This window comes from Curvibacter sp. Hmag1.1 (genome assembly GCF_059769165.1).
Genome location: NZ_JBMBGX010000002.1, coordinates 3,944,873 through 3,964,549 on the forward strand (window position 1 = coordinate 3,944,873; position 19,677 = coordinate 3,964,549).

Sequence of the window (19,677 nt, forward strand, 5' to 3'; positions counted from 1 at the left end):
ACCATGGATCAGACTTATTTCGAATGGGACAGAACAGCGATATGAATGCCAAAAAAGACTCTACAGAACCGGTTCGCGCGGGAGGAGGGCAGGCCAAGCAGAAACTGCTGGCCTTCGCCAGCCTGATTGCACTGATTCTGGTATTCACCGTGCTCAAGCCCGACGCCTTCATGACGCAGGACAACATCATCGGTATTTTGCAATCGACCACCGTGATCGGAGTTCTGGCGATCGCAAGTACCTTCATCATCATCACCTCAGGGATCGACCTGTCAGTCGGCGTGCTGATGACCTTCTGCGCTGTGATGGCGGGGGTATTTATGGTGAACCTGGGCTTGCCGATGCCGCTGGGCATTGCGCTGGCAATTGGTATGGGGTGTGTTTGCGGCGCCGTGTCGGGACTTGCCATTACCAAACTGAAAGTACCTCCCTTTATTGCGACCCTGGGCATGATGATGTTGCTCAAAGGCGTTTCACTGATCATCACGAATACCCGTCCGATCTATTTCAGTGATGTGGAAGGCTTTGACCAGATCGCCCTGGGCTCACTGATCGGCGAGCTGATTCCCTCACTGCCCATTCCCAACGGTGTGTTGATCATGTTCATCGTGGCGGTGGTGTGCGCCATTGTTCTGAACAAAACTGCCTTGGGGCGCTACACCTTTGCACTGGGCAGCAACGAAGAGGCTGTGCGCTTGTCCGGGGTGAATGTGGACCGCTGGAAGGTCATCATCTACACCTTTGCAGGCGGCATCTGCGGCATTTCCGGTTTGTTGATTGCCTCGCGCCTGAACTCTGCGCAGCCCGCTTTGGGCCAGGGTTATGAGCTGGACGCGATTGCCGCGGTGGTGATCGGCGGCACGTCGCTGAGCGGCGGGGTGGGCACGATTCTGGGCACCATCATCGGCGCCTTCATCATGAGTGTTCTTATCAATGGTCTGCGCATCATGTCGGTCGCCCAGGAGTGGCAGATGGTGTTGACAGGTCTCATCATCATTCTCGCGGTCTACACCGACAACCTGCGCCGCAACAAGAAATAAGGAGACCAGGCCGCCGATTACGCCACCACCCTGTTTGAGTTTTTCGTGATTCCGTTGAAAGCAATAAACCTATCCATCAGGAGACAAACCATGAATGCAAAACGTCAATTGCTGGCACTGACCGCCGGCCTCGCACTGGCTGGCTTTTCCAGCTTCGCTACCGCACAGGAAATCTATATTCCCTTGATCTCCAAAGGCTTCCAGCACCAGTTCTGGCAAGCCGTGAAGCAAGGTGCTGACCAAGCTGCCAAAGACTACAAAGTCAAGGTCACTTTTGAGGGCCCAGAAACCGAGCAGCAAGTGGACAAGCAGATCGACATGCTCTCTGCTGCATTGGCCAAAAATCCCAAGGCTATCGGCTTTGCTGCACTGGATAGCAAGGCCGCCATTCCCCTGCTGAAAAAGGCCCAGGCTGCCAAGATTCCGGTCATTGCTTTTGACTCCGGTGTGGACAGCGACATTGTGGTGACGACTGCGCAAACTGACAGCAAGGCTGCAGCGGCTTTGGCGGCTGACAAGATGGCTGAAAAAATCGGTGGCGAAGGTGAAGTGGCAGTAATCGGGCACGACCAGACCAGCACCACCGGTACCGGTCGCCGCGACGGTTTTGTGGACCAGATCAAGGCCAAGTACCCCAGGATCAAGGTGGTGGATATCCAGTATGGCGGTGGTGACCACTTGAAATCGGCTGAAATTGCCAAGACGCTGACCCAAGCCTATCCCAAGCTCAAGGGCATTTTTGGCACCAATGAAGGCTCCGCGATCGGTGCCGGCAAGGGCCTGAAAGAAGCCAAGAAAACTGGTTTAGTCATTATTGGTTTTGATTCCGGCAAAGCCCAGAAGGACATGATCAACGACGGCACCATTGCCGGCGCGATCACCCAGAACCCCGTGGGTATCGGCTACAAGACGGTAGAAGCAGCTGTGAAGGCGCTCAAGGGTGAGAAGTTGCCCAAGATCATCGACACCGGTTTCTACTACTACGACAAAACCAACATGAAGGACGCCAAGATCGCGGCCGTTCTTTACGACTGAAATCACCCCCTGAGCGGCTTTGCCGCTCCCCCCTCTCTCGCAAGCAGCGGGAAGGGGGCGTACCCGGCGGTCTGGCAGAGCCACTTCCGCGGGTGCCCTGAATTTTGTTGACTGAAAAGGAAGAACTGTGAAATTAGTACGCTACGGATTGCCAGGCCAAGAAAAGCCCGGTGTGTTGGATGCCCAAGGCCGGGTGCGCGATCTGTCCGCACACATTACCGATGTCGGCGGTGCTGCCTTGCTGCCTGAAAGCCTTGCCCGTCTGCGTGGCGTAGTCGTTGAAAGTCTGCCTTTGGTAGATGGAATCCCCCAGAAAGATTTGCGCCTCGGTGCCTGTGTGGGTAACGTAGGCAAGTTCATTTGCATCGGGTTGAACTATTCCGATCACGCGGCGGAGAGTGGCATGCAGGTTCCACCGGAGCCTGTAGTGTTCAACAAATGGACGAGCGCCATCGTCGGGCCGGATGATGCGGTGGAGATTCCCCGTGGATCCGTGAAGACCGACTGGGAAGTGGAGCTCGGCGTGGTCATCGGCAAAGGCGGCCGGTACATTGACGAATCCGATGCAATGTCCCATGTTGCTGGCTATTGCGTAGTGAACGATGTGTCTGAGCGCGAGTACCAGCTCGACCGCAGTGGTACCTGGGACAAGGGCAAGGGTTGCGATACCTTCGGTCCCACGGGCCCCTGGCTGGTTACCGCAGATGAAGTACCCGATCCACAGGCTTTGTCCATGTGGCTGGACGTGGATGGCAAGCGTTACCAAAACGGAAGCACGTCCACGATGGTGTACGGCGTGAAGTTCCTCATCTCGTACCTCAGTCGATTCATGAGCTTGCAACCCGGCGACGTGATTTCTACAGGTACCCCACCCGGCGTCGGCATGGGGCAGAAACCTCCGGTTTACCTGCGTGCAGGTCAAACCATTCACCTAGGCATCGAGGGCCTGGGAAGCCAAACACAGATAACCAAACAGGCCTGATATGACCCAAGTCACCGGCATGCGCGTCGTGGACGTGCGCTTTCCTACGTCCCAACATTTGGATGGCTCGGATGCGATGAACCCGGATCCGGACTATTCCGCAGCCTACGTGATCCTTGAAACCGACCGTCCGGGCGTGGAGGGTCACGGCTTGACGTTCACCATCGGGCGCGGCAATGAGATCTGCTGTGCTGCGATCGAGGCCATGCGGCATCTGGTGGTTGGACTGGACATGGATTGGGTAGCTGCCGACATGGGGCGCTTCTGGCGCTACATCACCTCTGACAGCCAGCTGCGCTGGATTGGCCCGGACAAGGGGGCCATTCACCTGGCGACTGGTGCAGTCGTGAATGCGGTGTGGGACTTGTGGGCCAAGCTCGAAGGTGTGCCGGTGTGGGAACTGGTGGCGCGCATGAGCCCTGAAGAACTTGTCAAGCTGATTGACTTCCGCTACATCACTGACTGCGTTACGCCAAAGGAGGCGCTGGCCTTGTTGAGAGAGCGTGCTGTGGGGAAAGCAGAGCGCATGGATACATTGCGACGTGAGGGCTATCCCTGTTACACCACCTCGGCAGGCTGGCTGGGTTACGACGACGACAAGCTGCGCCGCTTGTGCAAAGAGGCTACCGATGCGGGCTTCAACCATATCAAGCTCAAAGTCGGTCGCGACAAGGCGGACGATATCCGTCGCTTGCGCATCGCTCGCGAGGTGCTGGGGCCGGAGCGGCATCTAATGATTGACGCCAACCAGGTGTGGGAGGTGAATCAGGCGGTGGAATGGGTACGTGAGCTGGCCTTTGCCAAGCCATGGTTCATTGAGGAGCCCACCAGCCCGGACGACATTGAGGGTCACCGCGTCATTCGTGAGGGTGTACACCCCGTGAAAGTGGCAACCGGCGAGATGTGTCAGAACCGCATCATCTTCAAGCAGCTGATCATGCGAGGTGCCATCGATGTGGTGCAGATTGATTCCTGCCGATTGGGTGGCGTGAATGAAATTCTGGCGGTCATGTTGATGGCTGCCAAGTACAACTTGCCCGTCTGCCCGCACGCCGGCGGAGTCGGGTTGTGTGAGTATGTGCAGCACCTGTCCATGATTGATTACCTGTGCATTGCCGGTACACGGGAAGGGCGGGTGATCGAGTTTGTGGACCATTTGCATGAGCATTTCCTCGAACCCTGTGTGATCGAGAACGCGGCCTACATGCCACCCAAGGCGCCTGGTTTCTCCATCGAGATGAAGGCGGAGTCACTCCTTCATTACACCTTCAAGCCCCGCCTGGCGGCAGCATGAAGATCGACACGCATCAGCACTATTGGCGTTACCGGCCTGCGGAGTTCCCTTGGATCAACGACGCCATGCCGGATTTGCAGAAGGACTGCATGCCTGTTGATTGCGAGGATGCAATGCGCGTCGCAGGTGTCGACGGTGTGGTGGCCGTCCAAGCACGCACCCTGGTGGATGAGACCGACTTTTTGCTTAAGGTCGCTGATAACCACCCTGAAGTTTTGGGTGTGGTGGGTTGGGCAGATCTGGCGGCGCCGGATCTTGAGGCACATTTGGAACGCTGGACCGCGCATCCCGCGATGCGTGGCATCCGCCACATCTTGCAGGACGAGGCCGACGTCAATGCCTGGCTCAACAATCCGGCAAATTCGAAGGGTCTGCGGGCTGTGCAACATGCAGGCCTGGTCTATGACGTGCTGGTTTTCGATCATCAGATGCCCGGTGTTGCATCCTTTTGTGCGAAACACGATGGTCATTGGCTGGTGTTGGATCACCTTGGAAAGCCGGCTATCAGGGACTGGATAGCCAACCCCGAAGTCCCTTCACGATGGTTGAGCAGCATGCGCAGTCTCGCTACCCTGCCGCATGTGGTCTGCAAGTTATCAGGGCTCGTCACGGAAACTGATTGGAAGTCCGGTAAGGGCATCAGCCCGACCGACAGCAAGATCATGTGGAACTGTTTTGATCAAGCGCTGGAGGCTTTCGGGCCCCATCGTTTGATGTTCGGTTCTGACTGGCCGGTGTGTCAACTCGCTGCACCTTATGACGTCGTGCACGGTTTGGTGCAGAAGTGGGCCAAAACCCGGCTCACTATGGCCGAGCAGGAAGCATTCTGGTCGGGCAATGCGATTCGCTGCTACGGATTGAATGTGCATTCGGAAGCGTGAACCGCTTCGAATTTGAAGGAAGAACATGGACCTGCATCTGAAAGACAAAGTATTCATCGTGACCGGTGGAGGCAGTGGCATCGGTGCAGCCATATCCCTGACACTGGCGCAAGAAGGCGCGATTCCGGTCGTCTTCGGCAAAAGTGCACTCTCTCTGGAGTTCGAGGCACAACTGAAAGCGAGTGCTAGCAGCTATATGTTTGTTCAGCTGGAGCTATCCGACGAGGCGGCCTGTGGCCGGAGCGTGGAGCAGGTCATGCAGCGCTTTGGACGACTGGATGGCTTGGTCAACAATGCGGGCATCAACGACAGTGTTGGGCTGGAAGCCGGCCGTGACGAATTCGTTGCGTCGCTCGAACGGAATCTGATTCACTACTACGTGATGGCGCATTACTGCGTACCGCACCTGAAGGCAAGCAAGGGCGCCATCGTGAATGTGTCATCCAAAACAGCCTTGACAGGGCAGGGAAATACCAGCGGTTACTGTGCTTCCAAAGGTGGGCAACTGTCCTTGACGCGAGAGTGGGCGGCAGCTTTGTTGAACGATGGGGTGCGCGTCAATGCATTGATCCCCGCGGAGGTGATGACCCCCCTCTACGAACGTTGGATCAACAGTTTTGAGAATCCTGGGGAGAAGCTTGCCGGCATCACGGCAAAAATTCCTTTGGGTCAACGCATGACCACATCCGAGGAAATGGCGCGCATGTGCGTGTTCCTGTTGTCGGATGCATCCTCACACACGACCGGGCAATGGGTGTTTGTGGATGGCGGCTATACCCACCTGGATCGGGCATTGTCATGAACGTGAACACCCAGCGCTACGCCTTGGCTTTGGATTTGGTGGACGATGAAGCCAAGATTGCGGCGTACGAAAAAGCCCATGAATCCATTTGGCCCGAAGTACGCGAGCACTTGTTGGCGCAAGGCGTTCTGGCTATGGAAATCTACCGGCTCGGAACACGCATGTTCATGATCATGGAAGTCGACCCCAATGTGTATTCAGAGGCTGGAATGGCTCAGGCCTCGCTGAACGATGAAGCCATTGTCCGGTGGGAAACGCTGATGTGGACATTCCAGGCGCCCACCCCTTGGACCCCCGCGGGCCAGAAGTGGGTACCCATGCGCCGGATCTTTCAGCTTCGATAACGACTCCGCGACTGGGTAGTCACAGAGCGGCATTCCTTATTTGATCGTGACCGGAATCGTCGCTTGGCTGCTCAGACCGTTGTTGTTGGTGACCACTACTTTGAGGCTGTAGGTTCCCGCAACAGGCTTGGCCCAGCTCGCGATGACGTTCATGCCACTCAATGAGAATGTCATACCCAGTGGAACACCCGAAATGGAGATCCGGAAGGATGTAGCACTTGAGTCGCTGATGTTGATGCTGCTGCTAAGGGCCTTACCCACCGTGCCATTGATGGCCGATGCGGTGATTACCGGCCCTGCATTGGCAATCTTGACGGAGTAGACGGCTGTGCCGGTCAGGCCGGTTTTGGTGTCTTTGGCTGATACCGTGACGGAGTAAGTCCCCAGCGCGGGCGACGCCCAGGTCACCACGCCTGCGGTGTTGATGGTCATACCCGCAGGGTTGCCGCTAATGGCGTAGGTCACCGGGTTGCTGGACACGGCAGTTGCTGCAAAGGAGAGGGCAACGCCTGGGCGCCCGATCACGCTCGTTGCTGTCAGGGCAGGCGGTTTGGCGCTTGCAATCGTTACGCTGTAGGTCCCTTGGCCGGTCAAACCAGTCGCAGTGTCCTTCGCTGTGATGACCGGGCTGTATGTGCCTGCCAATGGCGTAGGCCAGGTGACAACACCCGCGTTGCTGATGGTCATGCCCGCTGGTCCGCCACTCAGGGTCCAGCTTACGGGGTTGGATGCATTCACCGATACGGTGAACGAAAGCGCAGTACCTACCGTTCCGCTAACGGCTGCCGAAGGTACGACAGGCGCAGCGCTGGCGTTGGTCCCAGTGAGGCTGTTCACCAAGCTGGTGGCATTCGGTGTCCCAAGGCCGGTAAGCTGGTCATATCCCACTTTGGATGTACATGTGCTGCAGGTCCCATGGCTGCCCCGGGTAATGTCGGCGAAAGTGCTCGCGTAAGTGCCGGGTACGGTGGCCAGTTGGCTGTAGAGGGCAGTGTGGGGTAGCCCCAGTGCCGCTTTGGATGCTTGCGCGCGGCTTGCGTTAGCAATGGCAATCAGTCCGGCCCACTGGGGCGTGGACAGGCTGGTGCCCCCCACGCTCATCCAGTTCACCGTGGAGCTACCAGGCGTCATCACGGCGGTGTATTGGCCAGTGGCTGGGTCGGCGTTGAAGGCCACGTCCGCTACCACGCGGCGGCTGGTAAAGCCCATGCCCGGAACTGCATTCGATTGATAGCTCGGCGTGGCGGAATATGCGCTGATGCCGCCCCCGGTGCCGGACCAGCTCACTTCTGACCGTGTGCCTGTGCCGCTGTAGCTCAATGTGGTCCCGCCTACGGCCAATACGTTTGGGGACACGGAAGGCCAGGAGACAGCCATGCCGGAGTCACCCGTCGCGGCGAGGTAGGTCATTTTGGGCGCGGTGAATACCGAGTCCACAGACGCAGTCCAATTGCCTTCCGCTGCGCCGAAACTCATGGAAACAATCCCGGGCCCCATGGAGTTGGCCAGTTTGATGGCGCCTAGTAAGCTGTTGAGGGAGGCGTCCGGCGCTTCGATCAAGACAATGCGCGCGAGCGGGGCGGTGGCATGAGCCCATTGCACATCAAGTGCAATTTCAGTGGCCCAGCCGGAGTTGTAAGCGGGCGCTGTCGCAGTCATGCCACCGGCGGCGGTGTTGTACACCACAGAGAATTCACAGGCAGTAGTTGATGCTGTAGCCAGCGGTAATGCTGCGGTGGGTGCTATGACTTTGGTAGCGCATGTGGGTAGCGCGAATTTCTGGTTGAACGCAGCTAACTCCGCAATCGCATTGGGGTTGTGGTACGCATTAACGATGTAGATGGTCTGTCCGGCACCCATTTGTGCGGCCTTTGCAGCGGTCACGGGTGTGCCACTGGCAGGGAGATCAGGAAGGCTGTAGGCAGCGCGTATCTGCGCTGGTGTGTAGGTCGCGGTAGTCGTTCCGGCCGCCATAGGCGTGAAAACGGGCTCTGAGTCCTGGCTGGACACCGATTGAGAAAAAGGCGTTGCTACCTGCTCCGCAACTGCGCTGGGCAGCGTTGGCACGTCCATTTGCATGGTGACGGTGCCTGAAGCCACCTGATCGGCCGCATTGGAGCCGCCCCCACAGGCGCTGAGCATTGCAATTGCAGAAAGGCAAACTGCAGCCAATGACCACTTGATGTGGACGCCTTGGTTTTGATAATTGCGTTGGGTTTCGAATCTCGTCATGGCAACTGCTCCGGTAAACAAGGGAGGGCCACAACGTTCAATGGAATGCGTGCGTAGACATGTTCTCATTGGCGGCCCCGCTACCATGGCATTGATGCTGTAGGTCGGTGGCTTTGTGTCCCCGTCTTTCAACGGGTTTACCCATAAGCACTGCCGGGCAGGCAGCACTCGATCTGGTGATTTTACCTTTTTTTGCGGAGTTGGCAAATATTGGCGGGTGTTTATCCCTCAACTCCGCCTTGACGCGATCAGCTTTGGATGTTGCATTCACGGCGCAACAAGGCTACCGCGTCATTGAAGGTGTAATCGTGGTCGCTGGTCAAAGTGCCGGAGGCTTCTTCGATGAAGTTGGTCCACAGGCTCGCATAGTCTTCCAGATGTTCTGCAGGTGCATGGTCCTGGATGAATTGCAGGGGAAGGGCGGTTTGCAGACCTGATTTGCGAATCTTCTTCACCAAGTTGGAGGCCGCTTTTTCGGTCAGTACGGTTTTCGCTGCACTGCCGGCGGCCATGCACAGGAAAAGGGTGAGTAGCGAGCTCTCGTCGTCATTCCCACCGGTGGCTTTGGCCCAGGCTTTGGAGACTGATCTATCGAATTGCTCCACTTCGCTGATAGCATCTTCCACCCAGAAATAGCGGCCCATAAAGGCTGGAGTCTGGTCAAACAGTTTGCGGGCAGGGACGGCCGACTCCAACCATTTTGCGGAGTCTTCCCAGACGGAATCACGCACGGACTCCACCACTGGAAGCCATTCGGAGGGCAGGTCTGCAGGCAGCGTCAAGGGCAGCTTGCCGGGTTTGGTCAGGTAGCGCTTGCGCAGCGCAAGAATCATCTTTTCAAAGGTAACCCAGTCCGGCAATGTGCTGCGTTTGCAGGCTATAGCAAGCAATGCGGTCCGGATCACGGCCTCAGCGTCTTTACCGGCTTCCTCCAGTTCGTCTGCATCCATTCCCAATCGGCCTGCAATCCAGATGGCGGCTTCGACCACAGCCGTCGCGTGGCTGCGGCTGGCCAGCTCTGCCTGGTAGTCGGCCAGCGGGCGCAGGCTCCATTTGGCCAACAGGGGAATGTGTTCGTCGCGAAAGCCACTGCGTTCATTCATACCGAAGTGGGTGGTCTGCGGCATGGTGATGAGCGCTTTTAACATGTCCGAGCCCGCTTTGGAGCGGGACAGGAAGCTGTTGTCGCGCAGGAGCTCCGCCGCTTTTTGAAGGTCGCCCTGTGAGGTGTGTGCGAGGTGCAGGCTCACCAGATTGACAATGCGGTCTTTGGCCAGTTCCAGCTCAGGCCGCAAAAACTCGGTGCCGAAATATCGGGCGATCTGCACCATGCCTTTGGGCGCATCGGCACAAATGGCATCGAGTTTGTCTTGACCGATCAGCCCGTGGCGCACACCGTGGGCCAGTGCCTTTTCGAAAAATGGGCGATCGTCAAAAAGCGAAACGGCTTGCTGTACGGCAGACATGGCGGGAAACTTTAGGTTAGATGGCAGATTCTTCGTCGTCTTCCCGGGCGGCAGGTGCGGCCTTGCCGCGGTCGGTATCGCCAGTTTCGACTTTGCCGTCGTCTTCCTCTTCGGGCATTTCCTCCTCGTCCAGGCCGAGATCAAATGCCCGGGCTTTGGCGCGCAGCACGATCAGCATCTCGATGAACAAGTCGGGTAGTTCATGGCGCAGCAACCACGCCATTTGCATCCAGTCCTGGTCGGCCACTTCGTCCAGATCCACCCTGGGGCGTACATAGGCAGATTGGTACAGGGCTTGCTCCGACAAGATTTCGCCGTCGTCTTCTACTGTTTCGAAGGTGCCGCTACGGGCAAAGGCTTCTACCCGGCTCCACTTTTCAGTGAAGTAGTCGGCCAGTGCCTCGCTGCCGCCTTCCAGATCGCCAATGGCGGTCAGGAACTCAATGGGGTCTGCGTCTTCCCGGAAGATCACCGAATTCATCATGCCGCGCAGGTGAGTCCGGGTCAGGTCTTTGTATTGCTTTTCAATTACTACCGCATGGGCGAACTGCTGTGGAGTGATCAACAGATTGACGATGGATTCCTTGGAGTCGTCGTATTCGCGGATTACAGCCAAAATGTCTTTGGGCGGCAATTGCTCCAAGACCACCATCAAGGCACCATCCCCCTCGGCGTCGGCCAGTTCGGTCAACACCGATTCCGCACCGACGATATCGCCTGCAGCAATCAGTGCCTGGGTTTTTTCAATCAGGGCTAGTTGGCTCATGGGGTGTTCTCTCCGGGTGACAGGTGTGTGATCAGTCTTTGTGGTCGAAGCCTTGCTCAACCATCCAGGCGGCGCCTTCTTCCTCGCTCACGCGGCTCTGGCGCTCGTCTTCGTCCATGCCCTCGGGGTCGCGTTCGATGTCGTCACGGTCGCTCTCTTCGTCGTCGTCCGCATCATCAGCCTGGGCGAATCGGGCGTCCGGCTTGGTCAGCAAATACTCCAAGGCTGCGGCTACGCTCATGAACCAAGGGCCTGCAGGCTGTTGCAAGACATGTTGCGCGAGGTTTTGGGCCCAGGGCAGCAAGTCCACCGAATCGGTCAAGGTGTCCCATTCAGGCAGGTCCTCAGACTCCTGGCGCACCAAGTCTTCCATCACGGTGGTGCGCTTGAAGCGGAAGCCCTGGTGGAACACCACGGCCACCATTTCCGGGCTGAGCTCCAGCATGCTCATCAGGAAGCTGAGCTCTTTGCGACGTTCCGCCAGTTTCTTGGCAAGAACGTTGGTGCCCTCGGAATCTGAGGCCAGATCGTCCAGCTCGGCTTGGTAGGCGCTACGCAGATGGTGAAAGAAAGGAGAGAGGCTCATCGGGGTTGCCCATTCAAAGAATGCGGGAGAAATAAGTGGACCAGATGTCGCGGGCGGTATCGATCGGACTATCGAGCAGGCCACGCCTGCGATTGTCGTCATAGGCCTGGCGCTTGTCGGTGTCCGACAGCACATCGTAGGCTTCCTGCACTTCACGGAAGTACAGCGCAGCGTTCGGGTCGGGATTGCGGTCGGGGTGAAACTGCGCAGCCTTTTGACGGAAGGCTTTTTTGACATCAGCCAGGGTGGCCGCGCTGTTCAATCCGAGACTGGCGTAATGGTCTTTCATGCAGCAAGTATCCTGCCGTAAAAGAAAAAACCCCACTGCATTCGCAGCGGGGTTTTAAATACCCTTGCGGGTTGTTTTGGCTCCTCAACCTGGGCTCGAACCAGGGACCTACGGATTAACAGTCCGGCGCTCTACCGACTGAGCTATTGAGGAATGAAGCCTCAAATTATAGCGTGTTTTTTCGGTGATTTTGGAAACACGCTAATTTTTTGAATCTGACGCTAACTTTTTTCTTGAGGTCCAACACCTAGGAGCTGATGCAAACGCGGGCTTGTGGTGGTGTACTGCAAGTGCACTTTTTTCTCGGGAGAAATAAAGGCCATCGCGCCGAAGGCCGCTAGTGTAGCCTCATGAAAGCCGCTCAAAATCAATTTTCGCTTTCCGGGATAAAAATTTATATCACCCACTGCAAAAATTCTTGGGAGCTCACTTTGAAAGTTCTCGGTGTTGACCGGAACCTGCTTGCGTTCCAGGGTCCATCCCCAGTCTGCAATGGGGCCCATCTTCGGTGACACGCCCAAGCGCACGAGCACATGGTCCACCGGGACAGAGGTTTCCGTTCCGTCAGCAGTCAGTACCTGCAAAGTTTTGAGTCGTGCGACATCCGCCTCACAGCCGGTGACTTGTGCAGCGAGCACCTGAATCTTCCCGGCAGCGCGGGCGGATTCCAGCAATTTCAAAGTGTCGGGTTCTCCGGCAAATACATCGCGCCGGTGAATCAGGGTCACGCTAGCGGGGCCACGCGCGTTTCCTGAAGGCTGTGCTGCACGCAGTGCCGCCACGACGGCGGACTCATCGCCTCCCAGTACGACGACATGGGCATCTGCCATGGTGCCATCCGGCAGTGCTGCGTCATGAGGGTAGTGCACCTGCCGACGCTCAAAGGCTTCCAGCGCGGGTACGGTAGGTTTGCGGGCAACAAATGCGCCAACGCCGGCGGCTACAAAAAGCGTCTTCGTGATGAAGGTATTACCGGCATCCGTGACGAGTTGCAAGCGACCATCGTCCAAACGGGTGACAGCCTCCACCAACTGGGAGAAATGCATCTGCGCCTGAAATGGCGCGATCTGCTGCAGCAGACTGTGCGTGAGGCCGCGACCGGTGGTGACCGGTGTGCCGGGGATGTCATAGATCGGCTTGTCGGCATAGAGCTCCATGCATTGGCCGCCTGCGTAGGGCAAAGCATCAATGACATGGGCCTGCACTTCGTGCAGGCCCAGTTGGAACACTTGGAACAGGCCTACCGGGCCCGCTCCGATGACGACGGCATCGGCTTCAATCACAGGGGCAGCCATGCCGACTCAGTGATCAGCGGATCAGCTGCGACAGCTTGCCGGTTTTGTCTTTCCAGTCATCGGCATCCGGCAGAGGTGCCTTGCGCTTGGTGATGCTCTTCCAGCCGGGCAGGCGGGCGAGTTCTGCGTTCAGGGCAATCATGTGCTGCTGGTCTTTGGGTGCGTCTTCTTCGGCGTAGATCGCGTTGGCAGGGCACTCGGGAATGCAGACGGCGCAGTCGATGCATTCATCGGGGTCGATCGTCAGGAAATTGGGGCCTTCGCGGAAGCAATCCACGGGGCACACGTCCACGCAGTCGGTGTATTTGCACTTGATACAGGCTTCGGTGACGATGTGTGTCATGTTGTTTGAGAGCAGTAAATAAGAGGGCGGGCACATAAATGCCAAGCCCTTGATTTTATTGGGTTTTGCAGACGCCCCTTGTCACAGGGGCATCTCCTTTGCGTTGCATCAACTCAGCAGCAGGGCGCCGGAGGTCTTATGCGTGGCGGTGTCCACCAAAATCAGTGATCCCAGCACGCGACTTTGCGCGTACGGAACGGCGGTAATTGCCTCTTGCAGCGCGAGCTCGATATGGCCGATGGCGTTGGGCGCAATTTCGGTCGCATCGTGCTCTTGCAAGGTGTTGATATCCAGGCTGTGCACGATGCGCTTGACCTTGGCCTTGATCCAGCGGTGGCCATGCAGAGCCAGGTATACGCGGCCGGCAACCAGAGGCTCATCGTCCATCCAGGCCACAGTGGCCTTGATTTCGCGGGTGGCTTCGGCAAAAGCGCAGGGCTTGGGTGTGTCGGCAAATTCGTCGTCCGGGTCTGCTGCGGGTGTGACTTGTGCCAACAGCCAGTCGCCACGGGACACATCCACTTCGCGGTCCAGCGTGATGCCGGCGCCATGGCCAGCGGCAATGCTGCCGGGCACACGGGCGTGGTTCACCACTTGGGCCACCACGGCAGTTTGGCCGCTGGGATGGATGCTGATGGTGTCGCCCACCTGCACGGTGCCAGTGGCCACACGGCCCCAGAACACGCGGCGTCCCTGCGAGGTGTCGGCAGAGTTGTGGAACTTTTCTACCCACTGCACCGGGAAGGCGAAGGGCACATCGGTCTCGGCGGCGGTAACAGGCAGCGTCTCCAGCAAGGCCAACAGGCTGGGGCCTTGGTAGCCGCACCAGCCCGGCGTGGCTTCCACCACGTTGTGGCCCTTGAGCGCAGACATGGGGATGGTCGCCGTCACGGCAATGCCGGCTTGCTTTGCAAACGCCTGCAGCGCCTGGCTGATCTTGGCAAACGCCGCGGTAGCGTCATCGCCCAGCGCGTCGAGCTTGTTGACGGCAAAGATGATGCCGGGCACGCGCAACAGGTTGACCAGCAGGCTATGGCGACGGGTCTGGGGCAGCAGGTCCACCAAGCCGTCCACATTCCACTTGAGCTTGGTGGCGTCCACCAGCACCACGGCGGCGTGGGCGCTGCTGGCGGCAGTGACCATGTTGCGGGTGTACTGCTCGTGGCCGGGCGCATCACCAATGATGAACTTGCGGGTGGGCGTGGCGAAGTAGCGGTACGCCACATCAATGGTGATGCCTTGCTCGCGCTCAGCGGAGAGGCCATCGGTGAACAACGCCAAGTCAGCTTCGCCGCTCTTGGAGACGTTGGCCAACTGGTCTTGCAGTACCGCTTTGCTGTCCACCAAGAGGCGGCCGATCAGCGTGCTTTTGCCATCGTCCACGCTGCCGCAGGTGATGAAGCGCAAGGCGGATGAAGTGTCGTTTTGGCTGCTAGCGCCCGTGGAATTTGCGGGAGCAGCTATCGTATTCATAGCGGTCATCAGAAATATCCGTCCTTTTTGCGCTTCTCCATGGAAGCCTCAGAAGTCTTGTCGTCCATGCGGGTGGCGCCGCGCTCGCTCACGTCTGCCGCCAGCGTTTCGATCACGATGTCGGCGGCGGTGGCGGCCAGGCTCTCCACCGGGCAGGTGCAGGTGATGTCGCCCACAGTGCGGAAACGCACGTCGCGGCTCTCGATGGTTTCGCCTTCCTTGGCCGGTGTCAGATCGGTCACCGGTACCAGCAGGCCCTTGCGCTCGACCACATCGCGTTTGTGCGTGTAGTAGAGGCTTGGCAAGGCAATCTTTTCACGCTCGATGTATTGCCACACGTCCAGCTCGGTCCAGTTGCTGATGGGGAACACGCGGAAGTGTTCGCCGGGCTGCAAGCGGGTATTGAACAGCGTCCACAACTCTGGGCGCTGGGCCTTGGGCTGCCATTGGCCGAAGCTGTCGCGGTGAGAAAAGATGCGTTCCTTGGCGCGGGCCTTTTCTTCGTCGCGGCGGGCGCCGCCGATCAGTGCGTCAAAGCGGAACTCGTCGATGGCTTCCAGCAGCGTGACCGACTGGTGCACATTGCGGCTCTCGCCGGGGTGGGCCAGGCGCACAGTGCCGCGGGCCATGGAGTCTTCCACGCTGCGAACGATCAACTCGGCGCCCAGTTCCTTGGCGCGGAAATCGCGGAAGTCGGTCACTTCATGGAAGTTGTGGCCGGTGTCGATCATCAGCAGGGGGTAGGGAATGCGGCCGACGCCGAATGCCTTCTCTGCGCACTTGAGCATCACCAGCGAATCCTTGCCGCCCGAGAACAGCAGGGCGGGCCGCTCAAACGCAGCCGCCACCTCGCGCAGGATGAAGATGGTTTCTTCTTCCAGCGCATCCAGGTGCTGGTTGGAGAGGCGGTCGAAATGGGTGGGTTCAGTCATGGCGTTCATGCTTTGGCTTCTTCATGTTTCACGTGCAGGCCGCATTCTTTGGCGGCTTCGTCTTCCCACCACCAGCGGCCGGAGCGGAAGTCTTCACCCAGGCTGATGGCGCGGGTGCAGGGCTCGCAGCCAATGCTGGGGTAGAACTGGTCGTGCAGGGGGTTGTAGTCCAGCTTGTTGGTCTGGATGTAGTGCCACACATCGCCCCAGGTCCAGTTGGCCAGGGGGTTGATCTTGATTCGGGGCTCAGAGCTGTCCACCAAAGGCACATCGGCGCGGGCGCCGGACTGTTCGCGGCGCAGGCCGGTGATCCAGGCGTCTTTGCCCTTGAGCGCGCGCTCCAGCGGCTCCATCTTGCGGATGCCGCAGCAGGCTTTGCGCAGGGCGATGCTCTTGTACATCGCGTCCTTGCCTTCGCGGTCCACAAACTGCACCACCGATTCATTCACTGGCTGGTACACCGTGACCGCAGCACGGCTGGACGCCTTGAAGCGCTCCAGCAGGTCCAGGGTTTCCTTGTGCAAGGCACCGGTTTCCAGCACGAAGATGCCGATGTCCAGCTTCAAGCTGTTGATCAGGTGGCTGATGACCACGTCTTCAGCGCCAAGGCTGGAGGCTTGGGTGACGGTAGCTGCGTCACCATCGACGCCAGCGTATTGGGCTGCGGCTTGGGAGAGCACACCTTGGGCTTCGGCCAGCTTGATGATGTATTCGCCGCTGGCTTCGGCATTGCGGGCCATGGCGCTGCCTGCAGGCTGCACTTGCACCGCAAAACGGTTGCCTAAGGAGGAAGTTTCCGCGCTCATACCGCTTCGCCTTCACGGGCAAAGTGGGGCTTCACGGTCACCGCGTCGCCTTGGTAGAAGCCGCGATAACGGTCGAACTGGCGCTGTGCGAAGTCGATGTTCTGGTCGGCGCGCAGCACGGCCACGTCAAAACCTGTGCGTTCCATTTGCACCAGTTGGTCGATCAGCACGTCACCGGTAGCGCGCAGTTCACCGGTGAAGCCCAAGCGGCGGCGAAGCAGGAAGGCTTGGCTGTAGGCGCGGCCGTCGGTGAACTTGGGGAAGTTCAGGTCGATGCGGGCGACGCCTGTAAGGTCCAGCGCGCGGGGGTCTTCGGTGTTCGCCAGTTCAATGACTTTTCCGTCTGTAGCGCCCGTGAAGTGTGCGGAAGCAGCTATTAATTTCATAGTGTTGTCTTTCTTTCGGCGTCCGGAGCTTCAGGCTTCTTGAGCGTCTTTGGCGTAGCCATCTTTTTTGGGCAGGGCGTGGAGGTCTTCGTGCTTGTCGGCCAGGCGGGCACTGTTGGCAGCCGCCTTGAAGGGGTCCATGCCCACGCGCTTGAAGCAGTCGATAAAGGTCTCGCTGCCCACGCGCAGCTGACGGAAGGTATCCAGCACGGCCTCAATCACGCCGGGCACTTCGAGGGCGCCAAACGATGGGCCCACGACCTTGCCGGGGACGGCTTCGCCGCTCAGTGCCGAGCCGTCGGAGCCGCCCAGGGACACCTGATACCACTCCTTGCCGTCTTTATCCACGCCCAGAATGCCGATGTGGCCGCTGTGGTGGTGGCCGCAGGAGTTGATGCAGCCGCTGATGTGCAGGTCGATCTCGCCCAGGTCGTGCAGCTCGTCCATGTCCTGGTAGCGCTCGGTGATTTGGGCAGCAATCGGGATGGAGCGGGCATTGGCTAGCGCACAAAAGTCGCCGCCGGGGCAGGCAATCATGTCGGTCAGCAGGCGCACATTGCTGCGGGCCAAACCGGCGTGGCTGGCAGCCACCCACAGGGCGGGCAGGTCTTCGGCACGCACCCAAGGCAGCAGCAGGTTCTGGTCGTGGGTGACGCGGGTTTCACCGGCAGAGAACTCGTCGGCCAAAGCGGCCGCGGTGTCGAGCTGGTCGGCATCCGCATCGCCGGGGGCTTGACCCAGGCGCTTGTACGACAAGGTGACGGCGCGCAGCGCGGGGTTCTTGTGCGGGGCCACGTTTTGCTGCAGCCAGCGGTCGTAGTCTTTCTGGCGCTCCGCGGGAATTGCTACAGTTTTAGTAGCTGCTGGCGCACGTTCTGTGAGGGCTGGAGGCACAAAACATGCTGTAACGCGGTCCAGCTCAGCCTGGCTGATGGTGTGCGGCGCGCCGTCACGGGTGATGATTTGCTCGTACTCGGCCTCCACCTCGTCGATGTAGCGCTGGCCTTCGGCCTTCACCAGAATCTTGATGCGTGCCTTGTACAGGTTGTCCCGGCGGCCCCAACGGTTGTACACGCGCACCACCGCTTCCAAGTAATTCATGATCTGGTTCCAGGGCAGGAAGGCGCGGATCTCGGTGCTGATGACCGGAGTGCGGCCCATGCCGCCGCCCACAAACACGCGGAAGCCCAGCTCGCCCGCGTCGTTCTTGATCAGGTGCAGGCCCACGTCGTGCCAACGCACCGCAGCGCGGTCGTTGGTGGCGCCGGTAATGGCGATCTTGAATTTGCGGGGCAGAAAGGCGAACTCAGGGTGCAGCGTGCTCCACTGACGCATGATTTCGGCAAACGGGCGGGGGTCGGCAATCTCATCCACCGCCACACCGGCCAGCTCGTCGCTGGTGATGTTGCGGATGCAGTTGCCGCTGGTCTGGATGCCGTGCATGTTTACGGTGGCCAGCAGGTCCATCACATCAGCGCTCTTGGCTAAGGGAATCCAGTTGAACTGCACGTTTTGGCGGGTGGTGAAGTGGCCGTAGCCCACGGGCAGGTGGGTGGTGCCCCAAGTGGCTTGGGTGCCGATGGCCTTGTCAAACACCTCTTTGCTCGGGTGGTCGTACTCTCGGGCAATGCGGGCCAACACGCGGAGCTGGGCGCTGGACAGCTCGCCGTAAGGCACGGCCACGCGCAGCATGGGGGCGTAGCGCTGGATGTACCAACCGTTTTGCAAGCGCAGGGGGCGGAATTCGTCGTCGCTCAAGGTGCCGGCCTGGTTGCGCTCCAGTTGGTCGCGGTGCTGGGCCGCGCGGGCGCGGATGAACTGGCGGTCAAATTCGGTGTATTGGTACATAGACGTGGTGCAGCAAAGATCAGAGAGCGATGAGTTTCAAACCGGCATAAGCCAGCAGCAGGGACAACAGGGAGCGGATCACCCGCTCCGGGGTTTTGAACATCAGGTGCGAGCCCACCCAGATACCTGGGAGCGAGCCTGCCAGCAGCTTGGCCAACATGGGCCAGTCCACCGAACCGAGGGACGCGTGGCCCATGCCAGCCACCAAGGTGAGGGGCACCGCATACGCTATGTCCGCCGCCACAATGCGCGGCAAGGGCAGCAAGGGGTAAAGCAGCATCAACACCGTGACGCCGATGGCCCCCGCGCCAACGGACGTGAGTGTAACCAGCGTGCCGATGAGGGCGCCGAACAACAGCGGAAGGCTCCAATGGCGGGGGCGTGCCGCTGCGGCTTCATGGCCTGCGGCAATAGTTTTGGGGCCGGTTTTGCCACGAATGGCCTTGTAGAGGGTGGCTGCCGCTGTCAGCAGGAGCGCAAAGCCCAGGGTGGTGGTCATGATGTGTTGGACCGCAGTGCTGGTGGCTCCCAGCTCGTGCAACACATACAAGGTGATGAGCGCGGCGGGAATGCTGCCGGCGGACAGATTCAAGACCACCGGCCAGTCGATGTGGCGGGAGCGCGCCAGCTTGACGGTACCTCCCATTTTTGTGAAGGCCGCAAACAGCAGATCGGTGCCGACCGCCATGTAGGGCTTGACCCCGAAAAAGAAGATCAGGATGGGCGTCATCAACGAGCCGCCCCCCACACCGGTGAGTCCCACGATGGAGCCCACAAAAAAGCCCGCCAGTACATACGCCAAATCTTGCATGGAGGCGAATGTAGGCGGGCCGGCTTAGATTGAAAACTACTTTTTGGCTATAGGGGTATGCGATCT

Annotated in this window: 20 protein-coding genes, 1 tRNA gene and 1 riboswitch; of the genes, 7 read left to right on the forward strand and 14 right to left on the reverse strand. The window is 59.0% G+C overall.

Annotation, left to right across the window (positions count from 1 at the left end):
• The first annotated feature begins 41 nt into the window (after positions 1 to 41).
• The 7 genes from ACOAP0_RS19030 to ACOAP0_RS19060 all read left to right on the forward strand — a co-directional run bounded on the left by ACOAP0_RS19030 (position 42) and on the right by ACOAP0_RS19060 (position 6,378).
• A complete protein-coding gene (locus tag ACOAP0_RS19030) occupies positions 42 to 1,040 on the forward strand; it encodes an ABC transporter permease (protein ID WP_498377706.1) in 999 nt (332 codons plus the stop codon).
• A gap of 90 nt (positions 1,041 to 1,130) precedes the next feature.
• Positions 1,131 to 2,075 (forward strand): ABC transporter substrate-binding protein, encoded by a 945-nt coding sequence (locus ACOAP0_RS19035; RefSeq protein WP_498377707.1) that lies wholly within the window; start codon positions 1,131 to 1,133, stop codon positions 2,073 to 2,075.
• 127 nt (positions 2,076 to 2,202) lie between these two features.
• Positions 2,203 to 3,057, forward strand: a complete 855-nt coding sequence (locus ACOAP0_RS19040) for a fumarylacetoacetate hydrolase family protein (RefSeq protein ID WP_498377708.1) — start codon at positions 2,203 to 2,205, stop codon at positions 3,055 to 3,057.
• 1 nt (position 3,058) lies between these two features.
• Positions 3,059 to 4,351, forward strand: coding sequence for an L-fuconate dehydratase (locus tag ACOAP0_RS19045; protein WP_498377709.1), 1,293 nt, complete (start codon positions 3,059 to 3,061; stop codon positions 4,349 to 4,351).
• Positions 4,348 to 5,232: an L-fucono-1,5-lactonase gene (locus ACOAP0_RS19050; RefSeq protein WP_498377710.1), complete on the forward strand. Its 885-nt coding sequence runs from the start codon at positions 4,348 to 4,350 to the stop codon at positions 5,230 to 5,232. Before ACOAP0_RS19045 ends, ACOAP0_RS19050 begins: the two co-directional genes overlap by 4 nt.
• Before the next feature lie 25 nt (positions 5,233 to 5,257).
• Complete coding sequence (locus ACOAP0_RS19055; RefSeq protein ID WP_498377711.1) at positions 5,258 to 6,034, forward strand: L-fucose dehydrogenase; 777 nt, start codon at positions 5,258 to 5,260, stop codon at positions 6,032 to 6,034.
• Positions 6,031 to 6,378 carry an L-rhamnose mutarotase gene (locus ACOAP0_RS19060; RefSeq protein WP_498377712.1) on the forward strand — a complete coding sequence of 116 codons (348 nt, stop codon included), beginning with the start codon at positions 6,031 to 6,033 and terminating at the stop codon, positions 6,376 to 6,378. The genes ACOAP0_RS19055 and ACOAP0_RS19060 overlap by 4 nt, the downstream gene beginning before the upstream one ends.
• A gap of 36 nt (positions 6,379 to 6,414) precedes the next feature.
• Here ACOAP0_RS19060 and ACOAP0_RS19065 read toward each other — a convergent pair whose 3' ends face one another.
• The 14 genes from ACOAP0_RS19065 to ACOAP0_RS19130 all read right to left on the reverse strand — a co-directional run bounded on the left by ACOAP0_RS19065 (position 6,415) and on the right by ACOAP0_RS19130 (position 19,611).
• The gene (locus ACOAP0_RS19065) at positions 6,415 to 8,610 is read right to left on the reverse strand and encodes a S53 family peptidase (protein ID WP_498377713.1); all 2,196 of its coding nucleotides are present in this window, start codon (positions 8,608 to 8,610) and stop codon (positions 6,415 to 6,417) included.
• 67 nt (positions 8,611 to 8,677) lie between these two features.
• A riboswitch (cyclic di-GMP riboswitch) is annotated at positions 8,678 to 8,762 on the reverse strand.
• A gap of 96 nt (positions 8,763 to 8,858) precedes the next feature.
• Complete coding sequence (locus tag ACOAP0_RS19070; protein ID WP_498377714.1) at positions 8,859 to 10,076, reverse strand: hypothetical protein; 1,218 nt, start codon at positions 10,074 to 10,076, stop codon at positions 8,859 to 8,861.
• Between the two features lie 16 nt (positions 10,077 to 10,092).
• Positions 10,093 to 10,842, reverse strand: a complete 750-nt coding sequence (locus ACOAP0_RS19075; RefSeq protein ID WP_498391504.1) for a hypothetical protein — start codon at positions 10,840 to 10,842, stop codon at positions 10,093 to 10,095.
• Positions 10,843 to 10,873: 31 nt separating this feature from the next.
• Positions 10,874 to 11,428, reverse strand: a complete 555-nt coding sequence (locus tag ACOAP0_RS19080) for a hypothetical protein (protein WP_498377716.1) — start codon at positions 11,426 to 11,428, stop codon at positions 10,874 to 10,876.
• A gap of 13 nt (positions 11,429 to 11,441) precedes the next feature.
• Positions 11,442 to 11,717 carry a DnaJ domain-containing protein gene (locus ACOAP0_RS19085; protein WP_498377718.1) on the reverse strand — a complete coding sequence of 92 codons (276 nt, stop codon included), beginning with the start codon at positions 11,715 to 11,717 and terminating at the stop codon, positions 11,442 to 11,444.
• A gap of 77 nt (positions 11,718 to 11,794) precedes the next feature.
• Positions 11,795 to 11,870, reverse strand: a tRNA-Asn gene (locus ACOAP0_RS19090).
• A gap of 68 nt (positions 11,871 to 11,938) precedes the next feature.
• Positions 11,939 to 13,012: an NAD(P)/FAD-dependent oxidoreductase gene (locus tag ACOAP0_RS19095; RefSeq protein ID WP_498377719.1), complete on the reverse strand. Its 1,074-nt coding sequence runs from the start codon at positions 13,010 to 13,012 to the stop codon at positions 11,939 to 11,941.
• Positions 13,013 to 13,025: 13 nt separating this feature from the next.
• Positions 13,026 to 13,355, reverse strand: coding sequence for a ferredoxin FdxA (gene fdxA / locus ACOAP0_RS19100; RefSeq protein ID WP_087493766.1), 330 nt, complete (start codon positions 13,353 to 13,355; stop codon positions 13,026 to 13,028).
• Between the two features lie 108 nt (positions 13,356 to 13,463).
• Positions 13,464 to 14,837: a sulfate adenylyltransferase subunit 1 gene (locus ACOAP0_RS19105; protein ID WP_498391505.1), complete on the reverse strand. Its 1,374-nt coding sequence runs from the start codon at positions 14,835 to 14,837 to the stop codon at positions 13,464 to 13,466.
• On the reverse strand, positions 14,837 to 15,769 hold the full coding sequence (gene cysD / locus ACOAP0_RS19110; RefSeq protein ID WP_322562303.1) for a sulfate adenylyltransferase subunit CysD: 933 nt from the start codon (positions 15,767 to 15,769) through the stop codon (positions 14,837 to 14,839). Before cysD ends, ACOAP0_RS19105 begins: the two co-directional genes overlap by 1 nt.
• Entirely contained in the window at positions 15,766 to 16,566 is an 801-nt protein-coding gene (locus tag ACOAP0_RS19115) for a phosphoadenylyl-sulfate reductase (protein ID WP_498377721.1), read from the reverse strand. The genes cysD and ACOAP0_RS19115 overlap by 4 nt, the downstream gene beginning before the upstream one ends.
• Complete coding sequence (locus tag ACOAP0_RS19120) at positions 16,563 to 16,952, reverse strand: DUF934 domain-containing protein (RefSeq protein ID WP_498377722.1); 390 nt, start codon at positions 16,950 to 16,952, stop codon at positions 16,563 to 16,565. The genes ACOAP0_RS19115 and ACOAP0_RS19120 overlap by 4 nt, the downstream gene beginning before the upstream one ends.
• 30 nt (positions 16,953 to 16,982) lie before the next feature.
• Positions 16,983 to 18,800, reverse strand: a complete 1,818-nt coding sequence (locus ACOAP0_RS19125) for a nitrite/sulfite reductase (RefSeq protein WP_498377723.1) — start codon at positions 18,798 to 18,800, stop codon at positions 16,983 to 16,985.
• Positions 18,801 to 18,819: 19 nt separating this feature from the next.
• A complete protein-coding gene (locus ACOAP0_RS19130; RefSeq protein WP_498377724.1) occupies positions 18,820 to 19,611 on the reverse strand; it encodes a sulfite exporter TauE/SafE family protein in 792 nt (263 codons plus the stop codon).
• Positions 19,612 to 19,677 lie beyond the last annotated feature (66 nt).